Here is a 19508-nt window from a genome sequence, read left to right on the forward strand (position 1 = left end):
ACCACACACCTCCGTCCACCGGCTGGCCCCATGCTGGTTGCGCTGTCGAGGTGGCAGCGATGCAACGGAACGCCATGCACGACCTGCTTGCTCCTGCCGGCCTGCTGTTCGCCGCGGCGATCACGCCCGGGCCGAACAACCTCGTAGTGCTGCGTGAATCCGGTCGCGGCGGCGTGCGCGGTGCCGCCGGCGCCATCGGCGGCATCGTGCTTGGCGGATTGGCCCTGTTCGCGATCGCCGCGGCCGGTGCCGGCACGGTGCTGGCCACGCATGCCACGCTGCGCACCATGCTGGGTGCCGCCGGCGCGCTCTACATGGCCTGGCTGGGGCTGTGCCTGCTCGGCGCCGGCACACGCGGCGCATCCCCGCAGCGTGCCGGGCTCGCCCTGCCGGCCGGTGCGCTGGGGCTGTTCGGCTTCCAGTTCCTCAATCCCAAGGGGTGGGTGATGGTGCTCGCGCTGGTGGCCGCCTGGCCGGCCACCAGCCTGGCCGGCTACCTGCCGCTCGCCCTGCTGTTCATCGCTATCCCGTCGGGCTGCCTGCTGCTGTGGAGCCTGGCCGGACGGTTGCTGGCGGCTCACATGGCGCAGCCGCGTTCGCGCCGGCGCATCGATGCCGCCATGGGCGCGCTGCTGCTGGCCAGCGCCGTGCTGTTGTTCGTCGACCTTGGACCTACCGGAGAACTCCCATGACCCATCGCCCCTTGCGCGTCCTCTGCCTCGCCGGCAGCCTGCGCCGCGCCTCCTGGAACCGCAGGCTGCTGCAGGCCGCTGCATCGCTTGCGCCGGCAGGCGTCGAGGCAGAGGTCTACGATGCACTGGCAACGGTGCCGTTGTTCGACGAGGACCTCGAACGGGCCGAGCCCGAGGGTCCGCCTGGCGTGCGCGCGCTGCGCATCGCCATCGCGGCGTCCGACGGCCTGGTGATCGCCACGCCGGAGTACAACCACGCGCTGCCGGGCGTACTGAAGAACGCGCTGGACTGGCTCTCGCGCGAAAGCCCGCACGGCGAGGTGCTGGCCGAGCGCCCGGTGGCCGTACTCGGCGCAAGCAGCGGCCCGTGGGGCACGCGGCTGGCGCAGGCCTCGCTGCGCCAGGTGCTGCATACCTGCGGCGCGCTGGTGATGCCTTCGCCCACGCTGTTCATGGCTCGCGCGGCGGATCACTTCGATGCACAGGGCACGCTTGCCGACGACGCGGCGCGCGCATCGCTGCAGCGGTTCATGGGTGCGTTCGCCGGATGGGTCGGGCGCGTCGCACCGTCCCGCCCGGCGGCGGGCGCCGCGTGAACCGGCAATACAACGCACAGTGAACAGATGGGCCTGCGGGGACATCCCGTGCACCCAGCCGTTGCTAGCCTGCAGCGGATGTATGGATTTCCCCGCCCCACGACCATCGATGTTATCCCCGCGCGCGCTCCGCCCGCCCCATCCGCGCGCGACCCATGGAAGGACAACGCACGCCTGGCGCTGATCACGCTGGTGGTGTTCGGCCACTGCCTGGAGCCGTTGCGCGGCGTCGCGTGGATCGGTGAGCTGTATCGTTTCCTGTACCTGTTCCACATGCCGGCCTTCGCCGTCCTGTCCGGTGCCGTGGCGCGGGTCGAGGTGGACCTCAAGCTGCTCAGGCGGATCGCGTTCCAGTTGCTGCTGCCCTACCTGCTGTTCCAGGCGCTGTATGCGCTGGCGGCGCGCATGCCCGGCTGGCCCGATCCCGGACCGGTCGGCGTCACCACGCCCTACTGGCTGCTCTGGTACCTGCCGAGCCTGGCGGCCTGGCGCCTGCTGTTGCCGTTGTTCATGCGACTGCGCCATCCGCTGGTGCTGGCCTGCCTGTTCGCGCTGGTCGCCGGCTCGGCGGACGACGTGGGCTACCGCATGTCGCTATCGCGCATCGCCTCGTTCTTCCCGTTCTTTCTGATCGGGCACCTGTATTCGGCCGGGTGGCGCGAGCGCCTGCGCGGGCCGCTGGCATGCGCGCTGGCCGTGGCAGTGCTGCTCGCGATGGGCTGGGCGGCGAGCGCCGTACCCGATCCGCGCTGGCTCTACGGCAGCAACGGCTATGCCGCGCTGGGCGTGGACGATGCCGCCGGCATGCTGTGGCGGCTGCTGCGGCTCGGCGCCGGCATCGTCGGCAGCGCGGCCTTCCTTGCGCTGGTCCCACGCCGGGCCTTCGCCGCCACGGCGGCCGGCGGGCGCAGCCTGCAGGCCTACCTCGCGCACGGGTTCATCGTGAAGTCCGCGGTGGCGGCGGGCCTGTTCGCCTGGCTGGAGTCGGGCGAGCCGCCGCTGGTGAATGCGTTGCTACTGCTGCTGGCCGCGTGGCTGCTGGTGCGCCTGCTGACCAGCGTCCCGGCGGAGCGGCTGCTGAGTCCGCTGACTTCTCCGCAATGGCTGGAGCGGCGTCTGTGGCGGGCGCCTACGGCGTAGCGGTCGGCACGCGTCGGGCAAGGGGCGCGGCCGCCGGCCTGAGCACGGCGACCTGCTGCTCCATCGTCTTGGACAGTTCCATCAGCCGCCGCGCGAAATCCTGCAGCCGGCGGTCCTCGTCGTCGCGCGGCTCCCAGCGCGGTACCGGGGTGGGCTTGCCGTCGGGGCTGTCCAGCGCGACGAAGACCATCACGCAGCTGGTGGCCAGTCGCTGTTCGCCCGTGCGCAGGTCCTGCGCCAGCACGTCCACCGCCAGGTGCATGCTGCTGGTGCCGGTGTGGATCAGCCGCGCGCGCACGCTCACCAGGTCGCCGATCAGGATCGGCGCGATGAACTGGATGCCACTGACCGACACGGTCACGCAGTACGCGCCGCTCCAGCCCACCGCGCAGGCGTAGCCGGCCTGGTCGATCCATTTCATCGCCATGCCGCCGTGCACCTTGCCGCCGAAGTTGACGTCGGTGGGCTGGGCGAGGAAGCGGAAGGTGACTTCGTTCTGCTGGCCGGGCATGGTGGTCCTGTGGTGGTCGCTACGGTCGGCCGATTATGCCCGCGGGCGTGTCCAGCACCATCGGCGTGCTCAGGACGCCGTTGGGCGAGGGCCGCTCCGCCGCGGTCGCGACGAAACCGAAATGCCGGTACACCGGCAGCGCGCAACGCGTGGCGTTGAGGGTGAAGCGGCGCGTGCCGGCGCGGCGTACTGCGTCGCGCATCGCCCGCTGCCACAACCGGCTGGCGATGCCGCGGCCCTGGTAGCGCGTGGCGACGAAGAAATGCACCAGATGGCAGTCGTCGCGCATCGCCGCAATGCCGACGAGCAGCTCGCCCATCCACGCCAGGTGGAAGCGCTGGCCAGCCAGCATGCGCTCGCGCAGGAGCCGCGCTCCCAGCCGCTCCAGCAGTGCCTGGCCGGCCTCGCGCGACTGGTCGGGCAGGACCCACCGGCGCACCACGCGCCGCGCGAGCGCACTGATGGCGCGCGCGTCTTCCGGGCGCCCCAGGCGTAGGTGCAGGCTCGGATCAGGCATGCGTATCCCGGTCACACATTGGGCCGACAGTTTGCGTGGCCCCCGGGCGGAATGCCACGCCCGGCTAGAGCGCTCCGGCGAGCCAGCGCCAGACCAGCGCGACCAGCCCGCTTCCCAGCAGGACCCACCCCATCCCCGCCTTGAAGCGCAGCATGGCCAACATCGCGCCGGCCGCGATCAGGGCCGGGGGCCACTGCAGCGTGCCCCAGGCGGGGCTTTCCAGCCGCAGCCAGCCGTAGTGGCGCTCGTCGATGCGGGCAAACACCGTATGCAGGGTGAACCACACCGACAGGTTCAGCACCACGCCCACCACGGCGGCGGTGACCGCCGACAGCGCCGCATGCAGCGCGCGGTTGCTGCGCAGGGCCTCGATGTACGGTGCCCCCAGGAAGATCCACAGGAAACAGGGCGCGAAGGTCACCCAGGTCGTCAGCACCGACCCGGCCACGCCGGCCGCCAGCGGCGACAGGCCGGCCTGGTGGTAGTAGGCGCCGAGGAAGGCGACGAACTGGACCACCATGATCAGTGGCCCGGGCGTGGTCTCGGCCAGCGCCAGGCCATCGAGCATCTGCCCCGGCGTGATCCAGTGGAAGCCGACCACGGCCCGCTGGGCGATGTAGGCCAGCACCGCGTAGGCGCCGCCGAAGGTGACCACCGCGGTCTGGCTGAAGAACAGCCCCTCGCGCGCCAGCACGCTGTGCCGGCCGAACGCGGCGATCGCCCCCAGCACGGGCACCCACCAGAGCGCCAGCCAGACCAGCACCACCCGCCATGCCCGCGCGCCCGAGGGCCGCGTATGCGTCAGCTTCCCCTGGCCCAGCAGACGGTCGATGAGGAAGTCGGACGAGGCATCGGCCGCGGACGACGCCGGGCCGGGGAAGCTATGCGGCGACCACCAGCGCCCGAGCAGCCCCCACAGCCCCGCACCGAGCACGATCAACGGGAACGGCACGCGGAAGAAATAGATCGCGACGAAGGCCAGCGCGGCGATCGCCACCATCATGCGGTTCTTCAGCGCCTTGCGCCCGATCCGGATCACCGCCTCGACCACCACCGCCAGCACGGCAGCCTTCAACCCGATGAAGATCGCCAGGACCAGCGGGACCTGCCCGTACAGCGCGTAGACGATGCTCAGCGCCAGGATCGTGACGAAGCCCGGCAACACGAACAGCACGCCGGCGAGCAGGCCACCGACGGTCCGGTGCAGCATCCAGGCGATGTAGATCGCCAGCTGCGTCGCCTCAGGCCCCGGCAGCAACATGCAGTAGTTGAGCGCGTGCAGGAAGCGCGCATCGCTGATCCACCGCCGCGTGTCCACCAGCTCGCGGTGCATCAGCGCAATCTGGCCAGCCGGCCCACCGAAGCTGAGCAGGCCGATTTTCGCCCACACGCGTGTCGCTTGGCGCAGCGAGATCGGCGGCAGGGAAGCTGCTTCGGAGGCGGTCTGCTCGTTCATCGGCACAGGTCCGGCACGGGTAGAAACATGATCGGGGTGCCAGTAGTCCATCTTGCCGCCGACCTGCCCACCGGACACTGCCACTGCCGGTGGCTGCACGACGACAGTGTTATAAGCGCCCCATCCTACGCCGTGTGAAGCCTGGAGACATTGGCCATGCTGCCTCGAAGCGTTGCCTGCCGGTGCGCGGTGGCAGGCCTGGCCATCGCCCTGCTGACCGCCACCTCGATCGCCTGCGGCCAGGCGAGGCCACCCTTGCCGCTCGCCACTGTCGCCGATGTGCCTTTGACCGGACACACCACGCGCTGGGACTACGCCAGCCTGGACCCCGTGCGCCACCGCCTGTTCCTGGCGCACCTGGGCGATGGCGTGATCACCGTTTTCGACACGCGCCGCCAGCGGGTGATTGCCGACATTCCCGGAGTCAGCAGCGTGCATGGCGTGCTGGCGGTACCGGAGCTGGATCGCGTGTATGCCTCGGCCACCGGCACAGACCAAGTGGTGGCGATCGACGCCTCGAAGATGGAAATTCTCGCGCGTATGCCGACGGGCGATTATCCCGATGGCATGGCTTACGCACCCGGGGCACACAAGCTCTACGTGTCCAACGAGCACGGCGGCAGCGACACGGTGATCGACGTGCGCAGGAACCGGCGCGTGGGCACCATTGCGCTGGGCGGCGAAGTAGGCAACACGCAGTACGACCCGGTGTCCGGACATATCTTCGCCAACGTGCAGACCCGCGGCGTGCTGGCCGAAATCGACCCGGCAACCGACAAGGTGGTTGCGCGCATCGCCCTGCCGGGTGCCAGGGGCAACCACGGCCTCCACATCGATGCGCCCGCGCGACTGGCCTTCATCGCGTGCGAAGACAACGCGACGTTGCTGGTGCTGGACCTGCGCAGCCGTCGCGTGACCGCTTCCTTCGAGGTGGGCGAAGGGCCCGACGTGCTCGCCTTCGACCCGATGCCCGGCTGGTTGTACGTGGCCAGCGAATCGGGCGTGGTGGCCGTGTTCGAAGTGCAGGGGCGCCGCCTGCGGGCGCTGGGCCGCGGGATGCTCGGCCCGAACGCACACGTGGTGGTGGTCGATCCGGCCACGCACCGTGCCTACTTCCCGTTGAAGGCCTGGAAGGGAAAGCCAATGCTCCGGATCACCGCGCCCCTCGTTCCGCGGACCTGAAGCCTAGCGGCGACCGCGCAGGTGCCGGACGCTGTCCTCCCACGGAGAGGCCTGCGCATGCAACCGCAGCAGCCAGCAACCGTGGATGTCGGCGCGGCGGGCGAAGTCGAACGGGATGCTGGGTGCGCTCCAGTCTTCGATCGTGAAACGCTCCTCCAGCGCCGCCGTGTCGAGCTTGAAGCGGCGGAAGTTGTTGGAGAACACGATCACGCCGTCGCCGGCCAGGCGGTCAGCGCAGGACAACAGCAGCGCCGCGTGGTCGCGCTGCACGTCGAAATCCTCGGCGCGCTTGGAGTTGGAAAAGGTCGGCGGATCGACGTAGATCAATCCGTAGTGGCTGCGGTCCTGGCGCAGGAAGTCGGTGGCGTCGGCCTGCACCAGCCGGTGCGCCTCGCCGGTGAAACCATTGCGCGCCAGGTTGCGCGAGGCCCATTCCAGGTAGGTGCCGGACAGGTCCACGCTGGTGGTATCGCGCGCGCCGCCCGCCGCCGCGTACACGCTGGCGGTGGCGGTGTAGGCGAACAGGTTGAGGAAGCGCTTGCCGCGCGCCAGCTCGCGCAGCTTGGCGCGCACCAGCCGGTGGTCGAGGAACAGGCCGGTATCGAGGTAGTCGGTGAGGTTGACCAGGAAGGTCAGGCCGCCTTCCTCCACCTCGTGGAACTCGCCACGCTGGTCGAAGCGGCCGTACTTGGCGCCGCCCTTGCCGCGCTCGCGCGTCTTCAACGCAATGCGCTCGCGCGGCACGCCGAGCACCTCGCCGGCCACGCGCACGATCTCGCGCAGGCGCGTGCGGGCCACGTCGACCGGAACGTCGGCAGGCGCGCGGTACTCCTGCACGTGCAGCCGCGGCTCCTCGCCCTCGCGGCCGTAGACGTCGATCGCTGCGGCGTACTCGGGCAGGTCCTGGTCGTACGCACGCCAGCAGAAGATGCCCTCGCGCGCAAGCCGCTTGCGCTGGTGGCGCACGGTCTTTTCCAGCCGGTTCTTCAGCATCTGCGCGCCGGGCGAGAGCGGCTTGCGCTCGCGCGGCGCGGTATCCCTAGCGGAGAGCTCGAAGGTCAGCAGCACCGTTTCCAGCGCGCCATTGTAGAGCGCATAGCGCTTGTCCGCATGCAGGCCCAGCGCGTGGCCGAGTTCCGCATCGCCGGCCAGCACCGCCGCACGCCAGCCGGTGAAGCGCGACTTCAGTACATCGCCCAGCGTGCGGTAGAGCTGCGGCATCTGTGCGCGGTCGCCCAGCCGCTCGCCGTAGGGCGGATTGGTGATGACCAGTCCGGTCGACTGGCCCGGCGGTGGGGCGGCGTGCGCCACGTCGTGCTTCTCCAGCGTGAGGAAACCGGCCACGCCGGCGGCCTGCGCGTTGCGCTTGGCCGTCTGCACCATGCGTGGGTCGGCATCGGAGCCGAAGAACACCGGGCGCAGGTTGCGCAGGCCGGCCTCGGCGCGCTCGCGGGCCTCGTCGAGCAGGCCACGCCACAGCGCGATGTCGTGCTGCCTCCAGCCGAGGAAGCCGAAGTACTCGCGGCGCAGGCCCGGTGCCACGTCCGCGGCCATCAGCGCGCCCTCGATCAGCAGCGTGCCGGAGCCGCACATCGGATCCATCAGCGCGCCGCCTTCGGCGCAGATCGCCGGCCAGCGCGCGCGCAGCAGCATGGCCGCCGCGAGGTTTTCCTTCAGCGGCGCCTCGCCCTGTTGTTCGCGCCAGCCGCGGCGATGCAGCGGCGTGCCGGCCAGGTCGAGCGAAAGCGTGGCGCGATCGCGCTTCAGGCGCAGGTTGAGGCGGACGTCCGGCTCCTCGGTATCCACGCCCGGGCGTTCGCCCTCGCGCTGACGGAACTGGTCGACCACGGCGTCCTTCGCGCGCTGCGCAATGAACTGGCTGTGCGTGAGCTTGCTCAGCGCGGTGTGCGCATCGACCGCCAGCGTGCCGTGTGGGGCCAGGTGAGCGGACCAGTCGATCGACTGCACGCCGGCGTAGAGCGCGTCATCGTCGGCCGCGTCGAACTCCGCCAGCGGCAGCAGGATGCGGCTGGCCAGGCGCGACCACAGGCAGGCGCGGTAGGCGGTTGCCAGCGTGCCCTCGAAGCGCACGCCGGCCAGCGCCTCGTGCGCCTCGCTGGCGCCGAGCGCGAGCAGTTCGTCGCGCAGCAGGTATTCCAGGCCCTTCGGGCAGGTGGCGAAGAAGGCGCTCATGCGAGTGTGTCGAGGAACGAAGCGAACTGGTGTTCGATCGTCGGCAGGCTGCCACTGAGCCGATGGTCGTCGTCGAGCACGAGCAACGGCAGATGGCGGCGGCCGGCAAAGGCGACGATGTCTTGCAGCGGGCAGACTTCATCGCGCCAGCCGTGGATCAGCAACGTCGGCACGCCATGGCGCAGGTCCAGCACGGCGCCGGAACCGGGGATGGCCCCTGGCGTGGCGAGCAGCAACAGCCCGGCGACCGGATGCTCCAGCGAGGCCAGGGCCGAGACGAACGCGCCCATGCTGGAACCGACCAGCAACGGTGGCGTCCCGCAGGCTTCGATCGCTGCGTTGAGGCGCGCCAGCCGCAGCGCCACCGAGGCGGCGTAGCCGCGCGCATCGTCCTCGCGGTAGTCGGGCCGCTGCGTGCGCCAGCCGCGCGCTTCGGCCAGAGCCGCCAGCGCGCTGACCTTGGTCGCCTCCGGGCCGGAGTCGGAGCCGTGCGAAAGAAGGATGGTGCCGCGCATCGCTCGGGTCTCCGGGGACCATCGTGGGACCGCGCATGATAGCCGGTGCCGTGCGAGACTTCCTTTCATGCCCGCGATCACCGACCTGCCGTTGCCCTACGCCGACTGCCTGCCCGAACGGCCTGCCGGGTCGGTGACGCTGGTGGTGATCCACTGCACCGAGCTGCCGGACCTGGCCACCGCGCGCGAGTACGGCGAGAAAGTGCTGTACGAGAGTGGCGCAGGCAACAGCGGCCACTACTACATCGATCGCGATGGAACGACGCAGCGCTACGTTCCGGGCACGCGTATCGCCCACCACGTGCGGGGGCACAACGCGGATTCGATCGGCATTGAGCTGGTCAATCGCGGACGTTATCCGGACTGGTTCGTGTCGACCAGCCAGACGATGAGCGAGCGCTATCCGGACGTTCAAATCGCGGCATTGCGTGAACTACTTGCGCAGCTTCGAGAGGAATATCCCAACCTGCGTGCCATCGCCGGCCACGAGGACCTGGACACCGCGCGCGTGCCGGCCAGTGACGATCCGGCCGTGATGGTGCCGCGCAAGCTCGATCCCGGCCCGCTGTTTCCTTGGGACGCGATCGTTCCGGCGTGTGGGTTGGAGCGCGTCAGGGCCTGACCCGGCTGTCCCGCGAGCCCGCCCCTCACCCCAACTCTCTCCCCGCAGGGGAGAGGGAGCCGATGTGCGGCACATCCACATCTCTCGCCAGCACCCGCCTTGGGCTCTTGGGCCTTTCGCTCTGGCCGTGGCTCCTCTTGAGAGCGCGCGCAGGAAGCGCACTGCTCTTCCCGGGGCCGCCATGGCGCGGCGGGCGACCCATCGGGGTGCCCTTCTGTTTGGTTACTTTCTCTTGGGGAAACAAGGGAAAGTGACTCGGGCGCCGACAGGCGTCCGAAAGCTGTCGCTCTCCTCACACAACCGCTGAGGTGAGCCCCGGCCCCTCGCCCAGCCCTCTCTCCCGGAGGGGAGAGGGAGCAAAGCTATAATCCTCCTTCCCCCCACGCACCACGGACACCCCATGCGGGAAGAACACGTCAAGGAACTGGTCGACCTGCTCCAGCTCGAGCGGCTGGAAGACAACCTGTTTCGCGGCCAGAGCCGCGATATCGGCACCCGCTTCGTGTTCGGCGGCCAGGTCCTCGGGCAGGCGCTCTCGGCCGCGCAGCAGACGGTCGATCCCAGGCGCGAGGCGCACTCGCTACATGCCTACTTCCTGCGCGCCGGCGACATCGACGCCCCGATCGTCTACTCGGTCGAGCGCGCGCGCGACGGCGGCAGCTTCTCCGCGCGTCGCGTGGTCGCGATCCAGCATGGCCAGCCGATCCTCAACGGCGCGATCTCCTTCCAGGAACCGGAGAAGGGCTTCGAGCACCAGAGCGCCATGCCCGAAGTACCCTCGCCCGAAGATCTCGAACCCATGCGCCACCTGCCGGCGGACGAGCTGGCCAAGCTGCCGGTGAAACTGCAGCGATGGCTCGGCATCGACGGCCCGTTCGAATTCCGCCAGGTGTGGCCGCGCGACGAGTTGCACCCCGCCAAGCGCCCGCCGATCCAGCACATCTGGTTCCGCCTGACCGCGCCGATCGGCGATTCGTCGGTATTGCATCGCGCCCTGCTCGCCTATGCCTCCGACTTCCACCTGATCGGTACGGCCACGCTGCCGCACGGCATTTCCTACATGACCCACAACGTGCAGATGGCCAGCCTGGACCATGCGCTGTGGTTCCATCGCCCGTTCCGCGTGGACGAATGGCTGCTGTATTCGTTCGACAGCCCCACCGCGCAGGGCGGCCGTGGCCTGGCGCGCGGGCAGATCTTCAGCCGCGAGGGCCGGCTGGTTGCCTCCAGCGCGCAGGAAGGCCTGATCCGCCTGCGCGGCGAGTGAGGCAGTAGACTCGCCGGCATGCGTCCGCTCTACACCTCGCCCCGCCAGGAAAACATCGACCGCGTCGTCGCGCTGCTGTCCGAACACGGCATCGAGACCACGGTCACCGGCCGCTCGAACTGGAATCGTCCCAGCTACCAGCGCTTCAGCTACTCGCAGCGCAACGAGAACCGCCAGAGCTGGCCGCAGGTGTGGGTCAACCGCGCCGACGACTACACCCAGGCACGCACGTTGCTGCGCGGCATCGGCATCGAGCCGATGGTCCGCTTCGGCGAGGAGCTGGCGCTCGCGCGCAATCCCTCGCCGGAAATGCGCCGCGCCAGCGTCGCCACGCGCGTGCGGCGCATCGTGCTGCTGGCGCTCGCCGCGGCATTCCTGGTGCTGATGCTGCGCTACATGGGCAAGCTCTGAGACGACGGTCAAGGCCGCTTTCTCGGAAAATTTGCAACCGGTCGCGCGCTCGGTCATAGAATCGGTTTCATGCGCTCCGAACGCGTCCGCCTGTTCCAGACCCTGCCGCACCCATGCGGCTACTACGCCGAGCGTACGGCGCAGAACCTGGTGATCGATCCGGCAGCACCGCGGCTGGACCAGCTCTACGGGCCGGCGCTGGAACGCGGCTTCCGTCGCGCCGGCGGCCACCTGTACTACCCCAACTGTCCGCAGTGCCGCGCCTGCACGCCCTGCCGCATCGACGTGGAACACTTCGCCCCCGACCGCACGCAACGGCGCTGCCTCAAACGCAACGCCGACCTGGACGTGGTCGAGTGCATGGCCGGCTACAACGCCGAACGCCACGGCCTGTACGAGCGCTACCTGCGCACCCGTCATTCGGGCGGCGGCATGGACGAGGCCGATGCCAGCGATTTCCGCCGTTTCCTGACCGCGCCGTGGAGCCCGACGCTGTTCCTGGAATTCCGCAAGGGTGCGCGGCTGCTGGCGGTAGCGGTGACCGATGTGTGCATCAACGGGTTGTCGGCGGTCTACACGTTCTTCGATCCGGAAGAGAGCGCACGCAGCCTGGGCACCTACGCGATCCTGCAGCAGGTGCAGCTGGCGCGCCGCCGCGGACTGCCGTGGCTCTACCTGGGCTTCTGGATCGAAGGCCATGGCAAGATGGACTACAAGCGCCGCTTCCGCCCGCTGCAGGTGCGCACGCGCGAGGGCTGGGTGCCCCTGAGCCCGTAAGCGGGGTCAGATCGTGGATCGCGGCCCGACCACGCGCGCCGCGCCGACCTCCGGATAGGGGAACAGCTTGATCAACGGCACCGACAGGCCGTCGTCGCCCACCACGCGGCAATGCGTGCGGTCGAGCTGGCGCGGGTCGTCCACGCCGCAGCTGTGCGCGATGATGCCGACCTCGTACATCAGGTTGCGCGCGTAGCTGGCGACCTTCTCGGTCTTGTCGGTGACCACCAGGCCCCTCTGCAGCTTGGGGTTCTGCGTGGTGATGCCGGTCGGGCAGGTGTTGCGGTTGCACTGCAGCGACTGGATGCAGCCCAGCGCCAGCATGAAGCCACGCGCGGAGTTGACGAAGTCGGCGCCCATCGACAGCGCCCAGGCCACGTCGTAGGCGGTGATGCGCTTGCCCGAGCAGATCACCTTGATGCGCTGGCGCAGGCCCTTGGCGATCAGCGTGTCGACCAGCGCCGGCAGCGCCTCGTGCAGCGGCAGGCCCATGCCTTCCATCAACGTCTGCGGCGCGGCGCCGGTGCCTCCTTCGGAGCCGTCGACGATGATGAAGTCGGGCGCGCTCTCGATGCCCCGCTGCCACACTTCGTCGCACAGTTCGGCGAGCCACCGGCAATCGCCCAGCACCGCCTTGAAGCCGGTCGGCTTGCCGCCGACCTCACGCACGTGCGCGATGGCGTCGAGCAGTTGCGGCACGTTGGCGATGTCCAGGTGGCGATTGGGGCTTTGCGAATCCACGCCGACGGGAATGCCGCGGATGGCGGCGATTTCCGGCGTCACCTTCACGCCCGGCAGCAGGCCACCCATGCCGGGCTTGGCGCCCTGGGCGAGTTTGATGCTGACCATTTTCACCTGCTTGAGCGCGCAGATCGCGCGCAGCCTGTCGTCGTCGAGCTGCCCGTCGGCGGTGCGCACGCCGTACTTGGCGGTACCGATCTCGAACACGATGTCGCAGCCACCCTCGAGGTGGTAGGGCGCCAGGCCGCCTTCGCCGGTGTCCAGCCAGATGCCGGCCTTGGCCGCGCCGTGCGAGAGCGCGCGCACGGCCGGAGCCGACAATGCGCCGAAGCTCATCGCCGAGATGTTGAAGAAGGCGGCGTGGTCGTAGGGCTCGCGTGCGTAGGGACCGATCCGTACCGGCCTGGGAGGGACGTGGTGGCCTTCCAGCCGCGGAAATGGTGCGTTGACGAAGAACGGCACGCCCTCGGCGGAAAGATCGCGCGTGGTGCCAAAGCCGATCGTAGTGTCGGCGTTCTTCGCCGCGCGATAGACCCACACGCGCTGGGCGCGATTGAACGGCAACTCCTCCCGGTCGCTGGCGAACAGGTACTGGCGGAAGAACTCGCCCAGGCGCAGGAAGCCGTAGCGGAAGTGGCCGATGACCGGAAAGTTGCGCAGCACCGCGTTGCCGGTCTGGTTGCGGTCGGCGACCCATACGGCCAGCACGACCACCACTGCCAGCGCGAGCAGCAGCACGAAGAAGGCCGCCAGTGCTTCGATCAGCACGATCAGCCAGTGCGCAAAGCCTTCCGATGCCATGGTTGTCTCCTGTGTGATTCCAGAGAAAGCCTAGCCCATTGGGTAAACCGGCTCCCTCTCGCCGGAGGGAGAGGGAGCCCCATCAGGCCAGCATGGCGCTCAAAGCTCGACCCGCAAGCAACCTGCCGACCGCACCGCCTTGGCGCGCGCCGTCTCGATATCGACGTCCCGCGCCAGTGTCACCGCCATGCGCCGGCGCCCCTTCACTTCGGGCTTGCCGAAGATGCGCAATTGCGTGTCCGGCTCGGCCAGCGCCTCGGCTACCCCGTGGTAGCGCGGATGACGGCCTTCGCCCTCGACCAGAACGGCGCACGAGGCCGAAGGGCCCCACTGGCGGATCACGGGAATCGGCAACCCCAGGATGGCCCGCGCGTGCAGCGCGAACTCCGAAAGCTCCTGCGAGGCCAGCGTCACCAGTCCGGTGTCGTGTGGGCGCGGGCTCACCTCGGAGAAGATCACCGCATCGCCCCTGACGAAAAACTCCACGCCGAACACGCCCCAGCCACCCAGTGCCCCGGTGATCGACGCGGCCTGGCGCTGCGCCTCGGCCAGCGCCGCCGCGCTCATCGGCTGCGGCTGCCACGATTCGCGGTAGTCGCCATGCTCCTGGCGGTGGCCGATCGGCAGGCAGAAGCTGGTGCCGTCGCGGTGGCGCACGGTGAGCAGGGTGATCTCGTAGTCGAAGTCGACGAAGCCCTCGACGATCACCCGCCCCTGCCCTGCGCGTCCGCCGGACTGCGCGTAATCCCAGGCCTCGTCCAGTTCGGCAGCCTCGCGCACCGTGCTCTGCCCCTTGCCCGAGGAACTCATCACCGGCTTGATCACGAACGGGAAGCCGATCTCCTGCGCCGCCGCGCGGTACTCCGCCACGGTGTCGCAGAAACGGTAGGGCGAGGTGGGCAGGCCCAGTTTCTCGGCGGCCAGACGGCGGATGCCTTCGCGGTCCATGGTGAGCCAGGCGGCGCGTGCGGTCGGGATCACGCGCAGACCTTCCTGCTCCAGCTCGACCAGGGTAGGCGTGTGGATGGCTTCGATCTCCGGCACCACCAGGGTCGGCTTCTCGCGTGCGATCAGCGCACGCAGCGCTGCGCCGTCGAGCATGTCGACGACGTGGCTGCGGTGTGCCACCTGCATGGCTGGCGCATCGGCGTAGCGGTCCACCGCGATGACCTCGACACCGTAACGCTGCAGTTCGATCGCCACCTCCTTGCCCAACTCGCCCGAACCGAGCAGCAGGACGCGCACGGCGTGGTCGGAAAGCGGCGTGCCGAAAGGCTTCATGGAGGAATTCCCTGGAAAAATCCCACGCATTGTAGGGCTACGCTGCACTGCGCATTGACGCGGGCTTCGCCAAGGGGTCCACTGGCGTCGTCATCCATCCCCGGGGTTGACCATGCGCCGTATCCTGCTTGCCTTGGTCCCAGCGTTCTGGCTGGGCACCCTCGGTGCCGCGTACGCAACCGTGCCCGACCAGACCGACTGGATGACCGTGCTGCTGGGCGGGCGCAAGGTCGGCCACATCCAGATCGAGCGCGAGCGCCAGGACGGCATCCTTACCACCACGCAGATGCTGGCGCTGGATCTCAGCCGCTCCGGCAAACCCATGCACCTGGGCAACATGAGCCGCAGCGTGGAAGGGCCGGCCGGCGAGCCGCTAGGCTTCGCCGCTCGCACGCACATGTCCTCCATGGACAGCACGGTGGAAGCCCGCCCCGACGACAGCGGGCGCTACCAGGTCACCACCACGGTGGGCGGGCAGACGCGGACCGTGCTGATGGGCTGGCCCGGCAACGCCCTGCTCGCCGAGGGACAGCGCCTCGCCACCGTGGCCGCGGGGCGCCAGGCCGGCAGCAGCTACCGGATGCATGAATTCGACCCGTCCAGCCAGCAGGTCATCGACGTGCGGGTCGATATCCTGGGCGACGAAACCGTGGCGCTGCCCGGCGGCGCCATGCGCCTCAGCCATCAGCGCCAGACGCTGTCGCTGGCACATGGCCGGCAAACGCTGGACCTGTGGGTCGACGACCAGGGCATTGCCCGCAAAGGCCTGATGAGCCTGCTGGGCCAGCCGCTGGAAATGCTTGCCTGCGATCGCGCCTGCGCGATGGCCCCCAATCAGCCGGTGGACATGCTGCGCGCAGCAACTGTCGATTCGCCGCGCTGGCTGCCGGCTTACGTCCGCAGCGTGCCGATGCGCTACCGCGTCCACGTCAGCGGCAACATCGGCCAACCGTTCATCGTCACCGACGAACAGAATGTCACGCCGCTCGGTGGCGACGACTGGATGATCGACGTGGGTGTCGCACACCCCGGCCGGCAGGCGCCGCCGCAGCCGGCCGACAGCAAACCGAACGCCTGGCTGCAATCGGATGCACCGGCGATCCGCCGGCTCGCCACCACCGCCGTGCGCGGCGCCCGCGACGACCTGCAGCGCATGCGCCGCATGCGCCAGTTCGTCAGCGCTTACATCACCGGCCACGGGTTGGACGTGGGTTACGCCTCTGCGCTCGAAGTACTCCGCAGTCGCGAGGGAGACTGCACCGAATACGCCGTGCTGCTGGCGGCGATGGCTCGCGCGCAGGGCATCCCGGCGCGCGTGGTCAGCGGCATGGTGTACGTCGACCGTTTTGGCGGCGCGTCGCGCCTGTTCATCCCGCACGAATGGGTGCAGGCATGGGTCGATGGCCGCTGGCAGAGCTTCGACTCCGCACTGAAGCACTTCGACAGCACGCACCTGGCACTGGCCAGTGGTGACGGCGATCCCTGGCACTTCGCCGCCACCACGCAACTGTTCGGCAACCTGCAGATCCGCCAGGCGGTGGCGGACATGGACCTGAGCACGCCGGTCGGCGGAGCGCCGGCGGCGCCAGCGGGCAACAGCGGCAGCAACGGTGGCCGCGGCGGCTGAGGCGCGCTTGATTGTGATATGTTTTTGATATCTACTTTCCGCAGTCCAAGGAGGTAGGGTCATGAACGAACGCAAGGGTTTCTCGATCGCCGGCATCCCCTTCACCGGGGTGTGCCTGGCGCTGGCCGCCATTGGCGCATGGCTGCTGGTCAGTGCCGACGCGGCGCAACCGGCGCCGCACGTGATCCCGGGCATCCTGCTGCTGGTGCTCGCCGGCTTCCTGCTCAAGGGCTTCTTCCAGGTCGCGCCAAACGAAGCGCAGGTGATGCAGCTGTTCGGCCGCTATGCCGGCAGCGTGCGCGAGGAAGGGCTGCGCTGGACCAATCCGTTCTACAGCAAGCGCCGCGTCTCGCTGCGTGTGCGCAACTTCGAGAGCGGGCGGCTGAAGGTCAACGACAACGACGGCAATCCGATCGAGATCGCCGCCGTGGTCGTCTGGCAGGTGGTCGACACCGCCGAAGCGGTGTTCCGCGTCGAGGACTACGAGAACTTCGTGCACATCCAGAGCGAATCGGCGCTGCGCCAGATGGCGCAGAGCTATCCGTACGACGCGCACGACGACGGCCAGCCCTCGCTGCGCAGCCATGGCGAGGTGATCAACAACCACCTGCGCGACGAGATCCAGGCGCGGCTGGAGCAGGCTGGCGTACAGGTGATCGAGGCGCGTATCAGCCACCTCGCCTACGCGCAGGAAATAGCCCAGGCAATGCTGCAGCGCCAGCAGGCCGGCGCCATCATCGCCGCGCGCACCCGCATCGTCGAAGGCGCGGTGAGCATGGTCGAGATGGCGCTGGACCAGTTGAGCCGCCGCGGGGTGGTCGAACTGGACGAGGAGCGCAAGGCCGCGATGGTCAGCAACCTGCTGGTGGTGCTGTGCGGCGAGCGCGGCACGCAGCCGGTGGTCAATACCGGCACGCTGTACGGCTAAGGGAGACGCGCGATGAGCTACGTCATTCCCGTCGTCGTGGTGATCATCATCATCGCCGTAGCCGTCGCCGCGCGCCGCAAGCGCGACTGAGACGATGCCCGCGGAGAAAAAAGCCTATCCCCTGCGGATCAGCGCGACCGTGCTCGAGGCCATGCAACGCTGGTCCGACGACGAGCTGCGCAGCGTCAACGCGCAAATCGAGTACGTGCTGCGCGAGGCCTTGCGCAAGTCCGGGCGATTGAAGGCCGGCATGGCAAAACCCATGGTGGACGACAAGCCGGACACCTGATCGGCGTACTCCCGCCGGGAACATCTCATCCGGGAACGTCTCATCGTGTCCTGGAAGCCAGCGGCTGCGCTCGCAGTCCGGGCAGCCGCACCGCCTTCGGCGCGTCATTTCCCAGCACCACCAGCCAACGTCCCTCGAGCACCAGGCGGTCGACATCGCCCAGGCCGGAGGCCCGATCCAGGGTGCCCAGCGGACGCCCGTCGCGCGCGTCGTAGGCCTGGATGCGATCGTGTTCCCGATCACCCACCAGCAGCCAGTCGTGCCCTTCGCCGGTCCAGCGCACCAGCTGCTTCTGCGGCCGCTCGGGAGGCGACGGTCCGATGAAACCGACGAGCATCGCCGCGGCCAGGAAGGTCGCGGCAAAACCGGCTCGCCGGTCGAGCCGGCGCAGCGATCGTGGCAGGAGCGGGTAGCGGCGCATGCACGCAGCATCGCGCCGGGGGATGACGCGGCTATGACGCGGCCTTGTCCGTGCGATGAAAGGCCAGGCCCAGCGCGATCCATCCCACGATGAAGGCGACGCCACCCAGCGGCGTGATCGCGCCGCACCAGCGCGGCGCCCCCAGCGCCAGCGCATAGAGACTGCCGCAGAACAGCACGAGGCCAATGGCGAACGCGCCCAGCGCGCAACGACGCGCCTTGCCCGGCGGTACCAGGCAGGCAGCCGCGAGTGCCAGCGCATGCCAGAAGTGGTACTGCGAGGCGGTGCGCCAGAGTTCGCGCCCGCCAGCATCGAGCACACCGCGCAACGCGTGCGCGCCGAACGCGCCCAGCAGCACCGCACTGGCGCCGGCCGCACCCACCAGCCAGGGCATCGCACGCGTCATGACAGGGACAGGTTGTCGCATAAGCTCCTCGGCGGCCGCGCCCGCACCACCGCGTGGCGTATGCTGGTGCGATGCATCGCCCGGATTCTTGCATGAAGCCCTTGCGCCTGGCCCGCCTCATCCTGCTGCTCGGCCTGGCCTTGCTGCTGACCGCCTGCCACCGCGACGGCAAGCTGCCCTGGCGCCTGACCGACATCAGCGGTCATATGCCCGATCTCGCCTTCCAGCTTACCGACGACCACGGCAAGCCGGTCACCGGCGAGGACTACCGCGGCAAGGTGGTGCTGCTGTATTTCGGCTATACGCATTGCCCCGACGTCTGCCCGCTGACGCTGGCCCACCTGCACGCGGTGCTGCAGCGCGTCGGCGCGAAGGCGGACGATGCGCGCATCCTGTTCGTCAGCGTCGACCCTGCGCGCGACACGCCGGCCATCATGCACGCCTACGTCAACGCCTTCGACAAGCGTGCAGTGGGGCTGACCGGCACGCCGCGCGAGCTCGAGGCGCTGAGCAAGCGCTACCGCTCAGCCTTCACCCGTGAGCCGTCCCAGGCCAACGGGCAGTACGAGGTCAGCCACAGTTCGGCGATCTATCTGTTCGACCGCCAGGGCCACGCGCGCCTGCTCGCCACGCCGGCGGCCTCGCAGGACGACCTCGTACACGACCTCTACCTGCTGCTGGAAACCGGAACATGATCCTGCGTTCGCTCCCCTTGCTGCTCGCCGGCCTGCTCTGCGCAGGCGCTGCACATGCGACCCAGGCTGGCCACGTGCATGCAAGTGATGCGTGGATCCGCGTCATGCCGGCCAACCTGCCGGCCGGCGGCTACGTCTCGCTGCGCAACGACGGCGACCAGCCGGCCGTGCTTGACGGCGCCAGCAGCGCAGCCTACGGCAGCGTGATGCTTCACCAGAGTTCCACCGATACCGGCATGGGCCGCATGCGCATGGTGGACAGCCTCACCGTGCCGGCGCACGGACAGGTCGCACTGGCTCCCGGCGGCTACCACTTCATGCTGATGGATGCTGGCAAGCCGGTGCAGCCTGGACAGACCGTCCAGGTCGTCCTGCACTTCGCCGACGGCAGCACGCTGGGCACCGACTTCCTGGCCAAGCCCGCCAACGCGCTCTGATCG

22 protein-coding genes are annotated in these 19508 nt (G+C 69.2%); 13 read left to right on the forward strand and 9 right to left on the reverse strand.

Annotated elements, in window-relative coordinates; translation table 11 throughout:
• Positions 1-74: 74 nt before the first annotated feature.
• Genes BMZ38_RS02845 through BMZ38_RS02855 form a run of 3 tightly spaced genes read left to right on the forward strand, consistent with a single transcriptional unit; the run spans position 75 to position 2428 of the window.
• A complete protein-coding gene (locus BMZ38_RS02845) occupies positions 75-692 on the forward strand; it encodes a LysE family translocator (protein WP_091333834.1) in 618 nt (205 codons plus the stop codon).
• On the forward strand, positions 689-1288 hold the full coding sequence (locus BMZ38_RS02850; RefSeq protein ID WP_091333837.1) for an NADPH-dependent FMN reductase: 600 nt from the start codon (positions 689-691) through the stop codon (positions 1286-1288). The genes BMZ38_RS02845 and BMZ38_RS02850 overlap by 4 nt, the downstream gene beginning before the upstream one ends.
• Positions 1289-1336: 48 nt before the next feature.
• Positions 1337-2428, forward strand: coding sequence for an acyltransferase family protein (locus BMZ38_RS02855; protein ID WP_139202376.1), 1092 nt, complete (start codon positions 1337-1339; stop codon positions 2426-2428).
• Here the strand turns inward: BMZ38_RS02855 and BMZ38_RS02860 are convergent.
• The 3 genes from BMZ38_RS02860 to chrA form a co-directional block, all read right to left on the reverse strand.
• Positions 2418-2939, reverse strand: a complete 522-nt coding sequence (locus BMZ38_RS02860; protein ID WP_091333841.1) for an acyl-CoA thioesterase — start codon at positions 2937-2939, stop codon at positions 2418-2420. The two genes, BMZ38_RS02855 and BMZ38_RS02860, sit on opposite strands and share 11 nt — an antisense overlap.
• A 19-nt stretch (positions 2940-2958) precedes the next feature.
• Positions 2959-3456: a GNAT family N-acetyltransferase gene (locus BMZ38_RS02865; RefSeq protein ID WP_091333844.1), complete on the reverse strand. Its 498-nt coding sequence runs from the start codon at positions 3454-3456 to the stop codon at positions 2959-2961.
• A 64-nt stretch (positions 3457-3520) separates the two neighbouring features.
• Positions 3521-4912: a chromate efflux transporter gene (gene chrA, locus BMZ38_RS02870; protein ID WP_091333847.1), complete on the reverse strand. Its 1392-nt coding sequence runs from the start codon at positions 4910-4912 to the stop codon at positions 3521-3523.
• A 156-nt stretch (positions 4913-5068) separates the two neighbouring features.
• Here chrA and BMZ38_RS02875 point away from each other — a divergent pair, with 156 nt between their 5' ends.
• Positions 5069-6094, forward strand: coding sequence for a YncE family protein (locus tag BMZ38_RS02875; RefSeq protein WP_245747156.1), 1026 nt, complete (start codon positions 5069-5071; stop codon positions 6092-6094).
• A 3-nt stretch (positions 6095-6097) separates the two neighbouring features.
• Here the strand turns inward: BMZ38_RS02875 and rlmKL are convergent, their stop codons facing one another.
• Positions 6098-8287, reverse strand: coding sequence for a bifunctional 23S rRNA (guanine(2069)-N(7))-methyltransferase RlmK/23S rRNA (guanine(2445)-N(2))-methyltransferase RlmL (gene rlmKL, locus BMZ38_RS02880; protein WP_091333850.1), 2190 nt, complete (start codon positions 8285-8287; stop codon positions 6098-6100).
• Positions 8284-8802: an alpha/beta hydrolase gene (locus tag BMZ38_RS02885; RefSeq protein WP_091333852.1), complete on the reverse strand. Its 519-nt coding sequence runs from the start codon at positions 8800-8802 to the stop codon at positions 8284-8286. The genes rlmKL and BMZ38_RS02885 overlap by 4 nt, the downstream gene beginning before the upstream one ends.
• Positions 8803-8869: 67 nt before the next feature.
• On the opposite strand from BMZ38_RS02885, the gene BMZ38_RS02890 reads away from it, so the two are divergent.
• From BMZ38_RS02890 to BMZ38_RS02905, 4 genes are all read left to right on the forward strand, one after another.
• A complete protein-coding gene (locus BMZ38_RS02890; protein WP_091333855.1) occupies positions 8870-9424 on the forward strand; it encodes an N-acetylmuramoyl-L-alanine amidase in 555 nt (184 codons plus the stop codon).
• A 400-nt stretch (positions 9425-9824) separates the two neighbouring features.
• Positions 9825-10691, forward strand: coding sequence for an acyl-CoA thioesterase II (tesB, locus tag BMZ38_RS02895; protein ID WP_091333858.1), 867 nt, complete (start codon positions 9825-9827; stop codon positions 10689-10691).
• A gap of 18 nt (positions 10692-10709) precedes the next feature.
• The gene (locus BMZ38_RS02900) at positions 10710-11102 is read left to right on the forward strand and encodes a hypothetical protein (RefSeq protein WP_091333860.1); all 393 of its coding nucleotides are present in this window, start codon (positions 10710-10712) and stop codon (positions 11100-11102) included.
• Positions 11103-11171: 69 nt separating this feature from the next.
• Positions 11172-11879, forward strand: a complete 708-nt coding sequence (locus BMZ38_RS02905; protein ID WP_091333863.1) for an arginyltransferase — start codon at positions 11172-11174, stop codon at positions 11877-11879.
• Between the two features lie 6 nt (positions 11880-11885).
• Here the strand turns inward: BMZ38_RS02905 and BMZ38_RS02910 are convergent, their stop codons facing one another.
• Positions 11886-13421: an FMN-binding glutamate synthase family protein gene (locus tag BMZ38_RS02910; RefSeq protein ID WP_091333866.1), complete on the reverse strand. Its 1536-nt coding sequence runs from the start codon at positions 13419-13421 to the stop codon at positions 11886-11888.
• A 99-nt stretch (positions 13422-13520) separates the two neighbouring features.
• Complete coding sequence (purT, locus tag BMZ38_RS02915) at positions 13521-14702, reverse strand: formate-dependent phosphoribosylglycinamide formyltransferase (RefSeq protein ID WP_091333868.1); 1182 nt, start codon at positions 14700-14702, stop codon at positions 13521-13523.
• Positions 14703-14814: 112 nt separating this feature from the next.
• Here purT and BMZ38_RS02920 point away from each other — a divergent pair, with 112 nt between their 5' ends.
• The 3 genes from BMZ38_RS02920 (at position 14815) to BMZ38_RS02930 (ending at position 17546) form a co-directional block, all read left to right on the forward strand.
• Positions 14815-16329 carry a transglutaminase-like domain-containing protein gene (locus tag BMZ38_RS02920; RefSeq protein ID WP_091333870.1) on the forward strand — a complete coding sequence of 505 codons (1515 nt, stop codon included), beginning with the start codon at positions 14815-14817 and terminating at the stop codon, positions 16327-16329.
• Positions 16330-16390: 61 nt separating this feature from the next.
• On the forward strand, positions 16391-17257 hold the full coding sequence (locus BMZ38_RS02925) for an SPFH domain-containing protein (protein ID WP_091333873.1): 867 nt from the start codon (positions 16391-16393) through the stop codon (positions 17255-17257).
• Between the two features lie 94 nt (positions 17258-17351).
• Entirely contained in the window at positions 17352-17546 is a 195-nt protein-coding gene (locus BMZ38_RS02930) for a type II toxin-antitoxin system antitoxin (RefSeq protein WP_091333876.1), read from the forward strand.
• Between the two features lie 40 nt (positions 17547-17586).
• Here the strand turns inward: BMZ38_RS02930 and BMZ38_RS02935 are convergent, their stop codons facing one another.
• Together BMZ38_RS02935 and BMZ38_RS02940 are read right to left on the reverse strand one after the other, a co-directional pair.
• A complete protein-coding gene (locus BMZ38_RS02935) occupies positions 17587-17967 on the reverse strand; it encodes a hypothetical protein (RefSeq protein WP_091333878.1) in 381 nt (126 codons plus the stop codon).
• 31 nt (positions 17968-17998) lie between these two features.
• The gene (locus tag BMZ38_RS02940) at positions 17999-18373 is read right to left on the reverse strand and encodes a DUF423 domain-containing protein (protein ID WP_245747157.1); all 375 of its coding nucleotides are present in this window, start codon (positions 18371-18373) and stop codon (positions 17999-18001) included.
• 92 nt (positions 18374-18465) lie between these two features.
• Between BMZ38_RS02940 and BMZ38_RS02945 the strand changes: the two genes are divergently transcribed.
• Together BMZ38_RS02945 and BMZ38_RS02950 are read left to right on the forward strand one after the other, a co-directional pair.
• Positions 18466-19068 (forward strand): SCO family protein, encoded by a 603-nt coding sequence (locus BMZ38_RS02945; protein WP_091333883.1) that lies wholly within the window; start codon positions 18466-18468, stop codon positions 19066-19068.
• Positions 19065-19505 (forward strand): copper chaperone PCu(A)C, encoded by a 441-nt coding sequence (locus tag BMZ38_RS02950; RefSeq protein ID WP_091333886.1) that lies wholly within the window; start codon positions 19065-19067, stop codon positions 19503-19505. Before BMZ38_RS02945 ends, BMZ38_RS02950 begins: the two co-directional genes overlap by 4 nt.
• Positions 19506-19508 lie beyond the last annotated feature (3 nt).

This window comes from Frateuria terrea (assembly GCF_900115705.1).
GTDB lineage: Bacteria > Pseudomonadota > Gammaproteobacteria > Xanthomonadales > Rhodanobacteraceae > Frateuria_A > Frateuria_A terrea.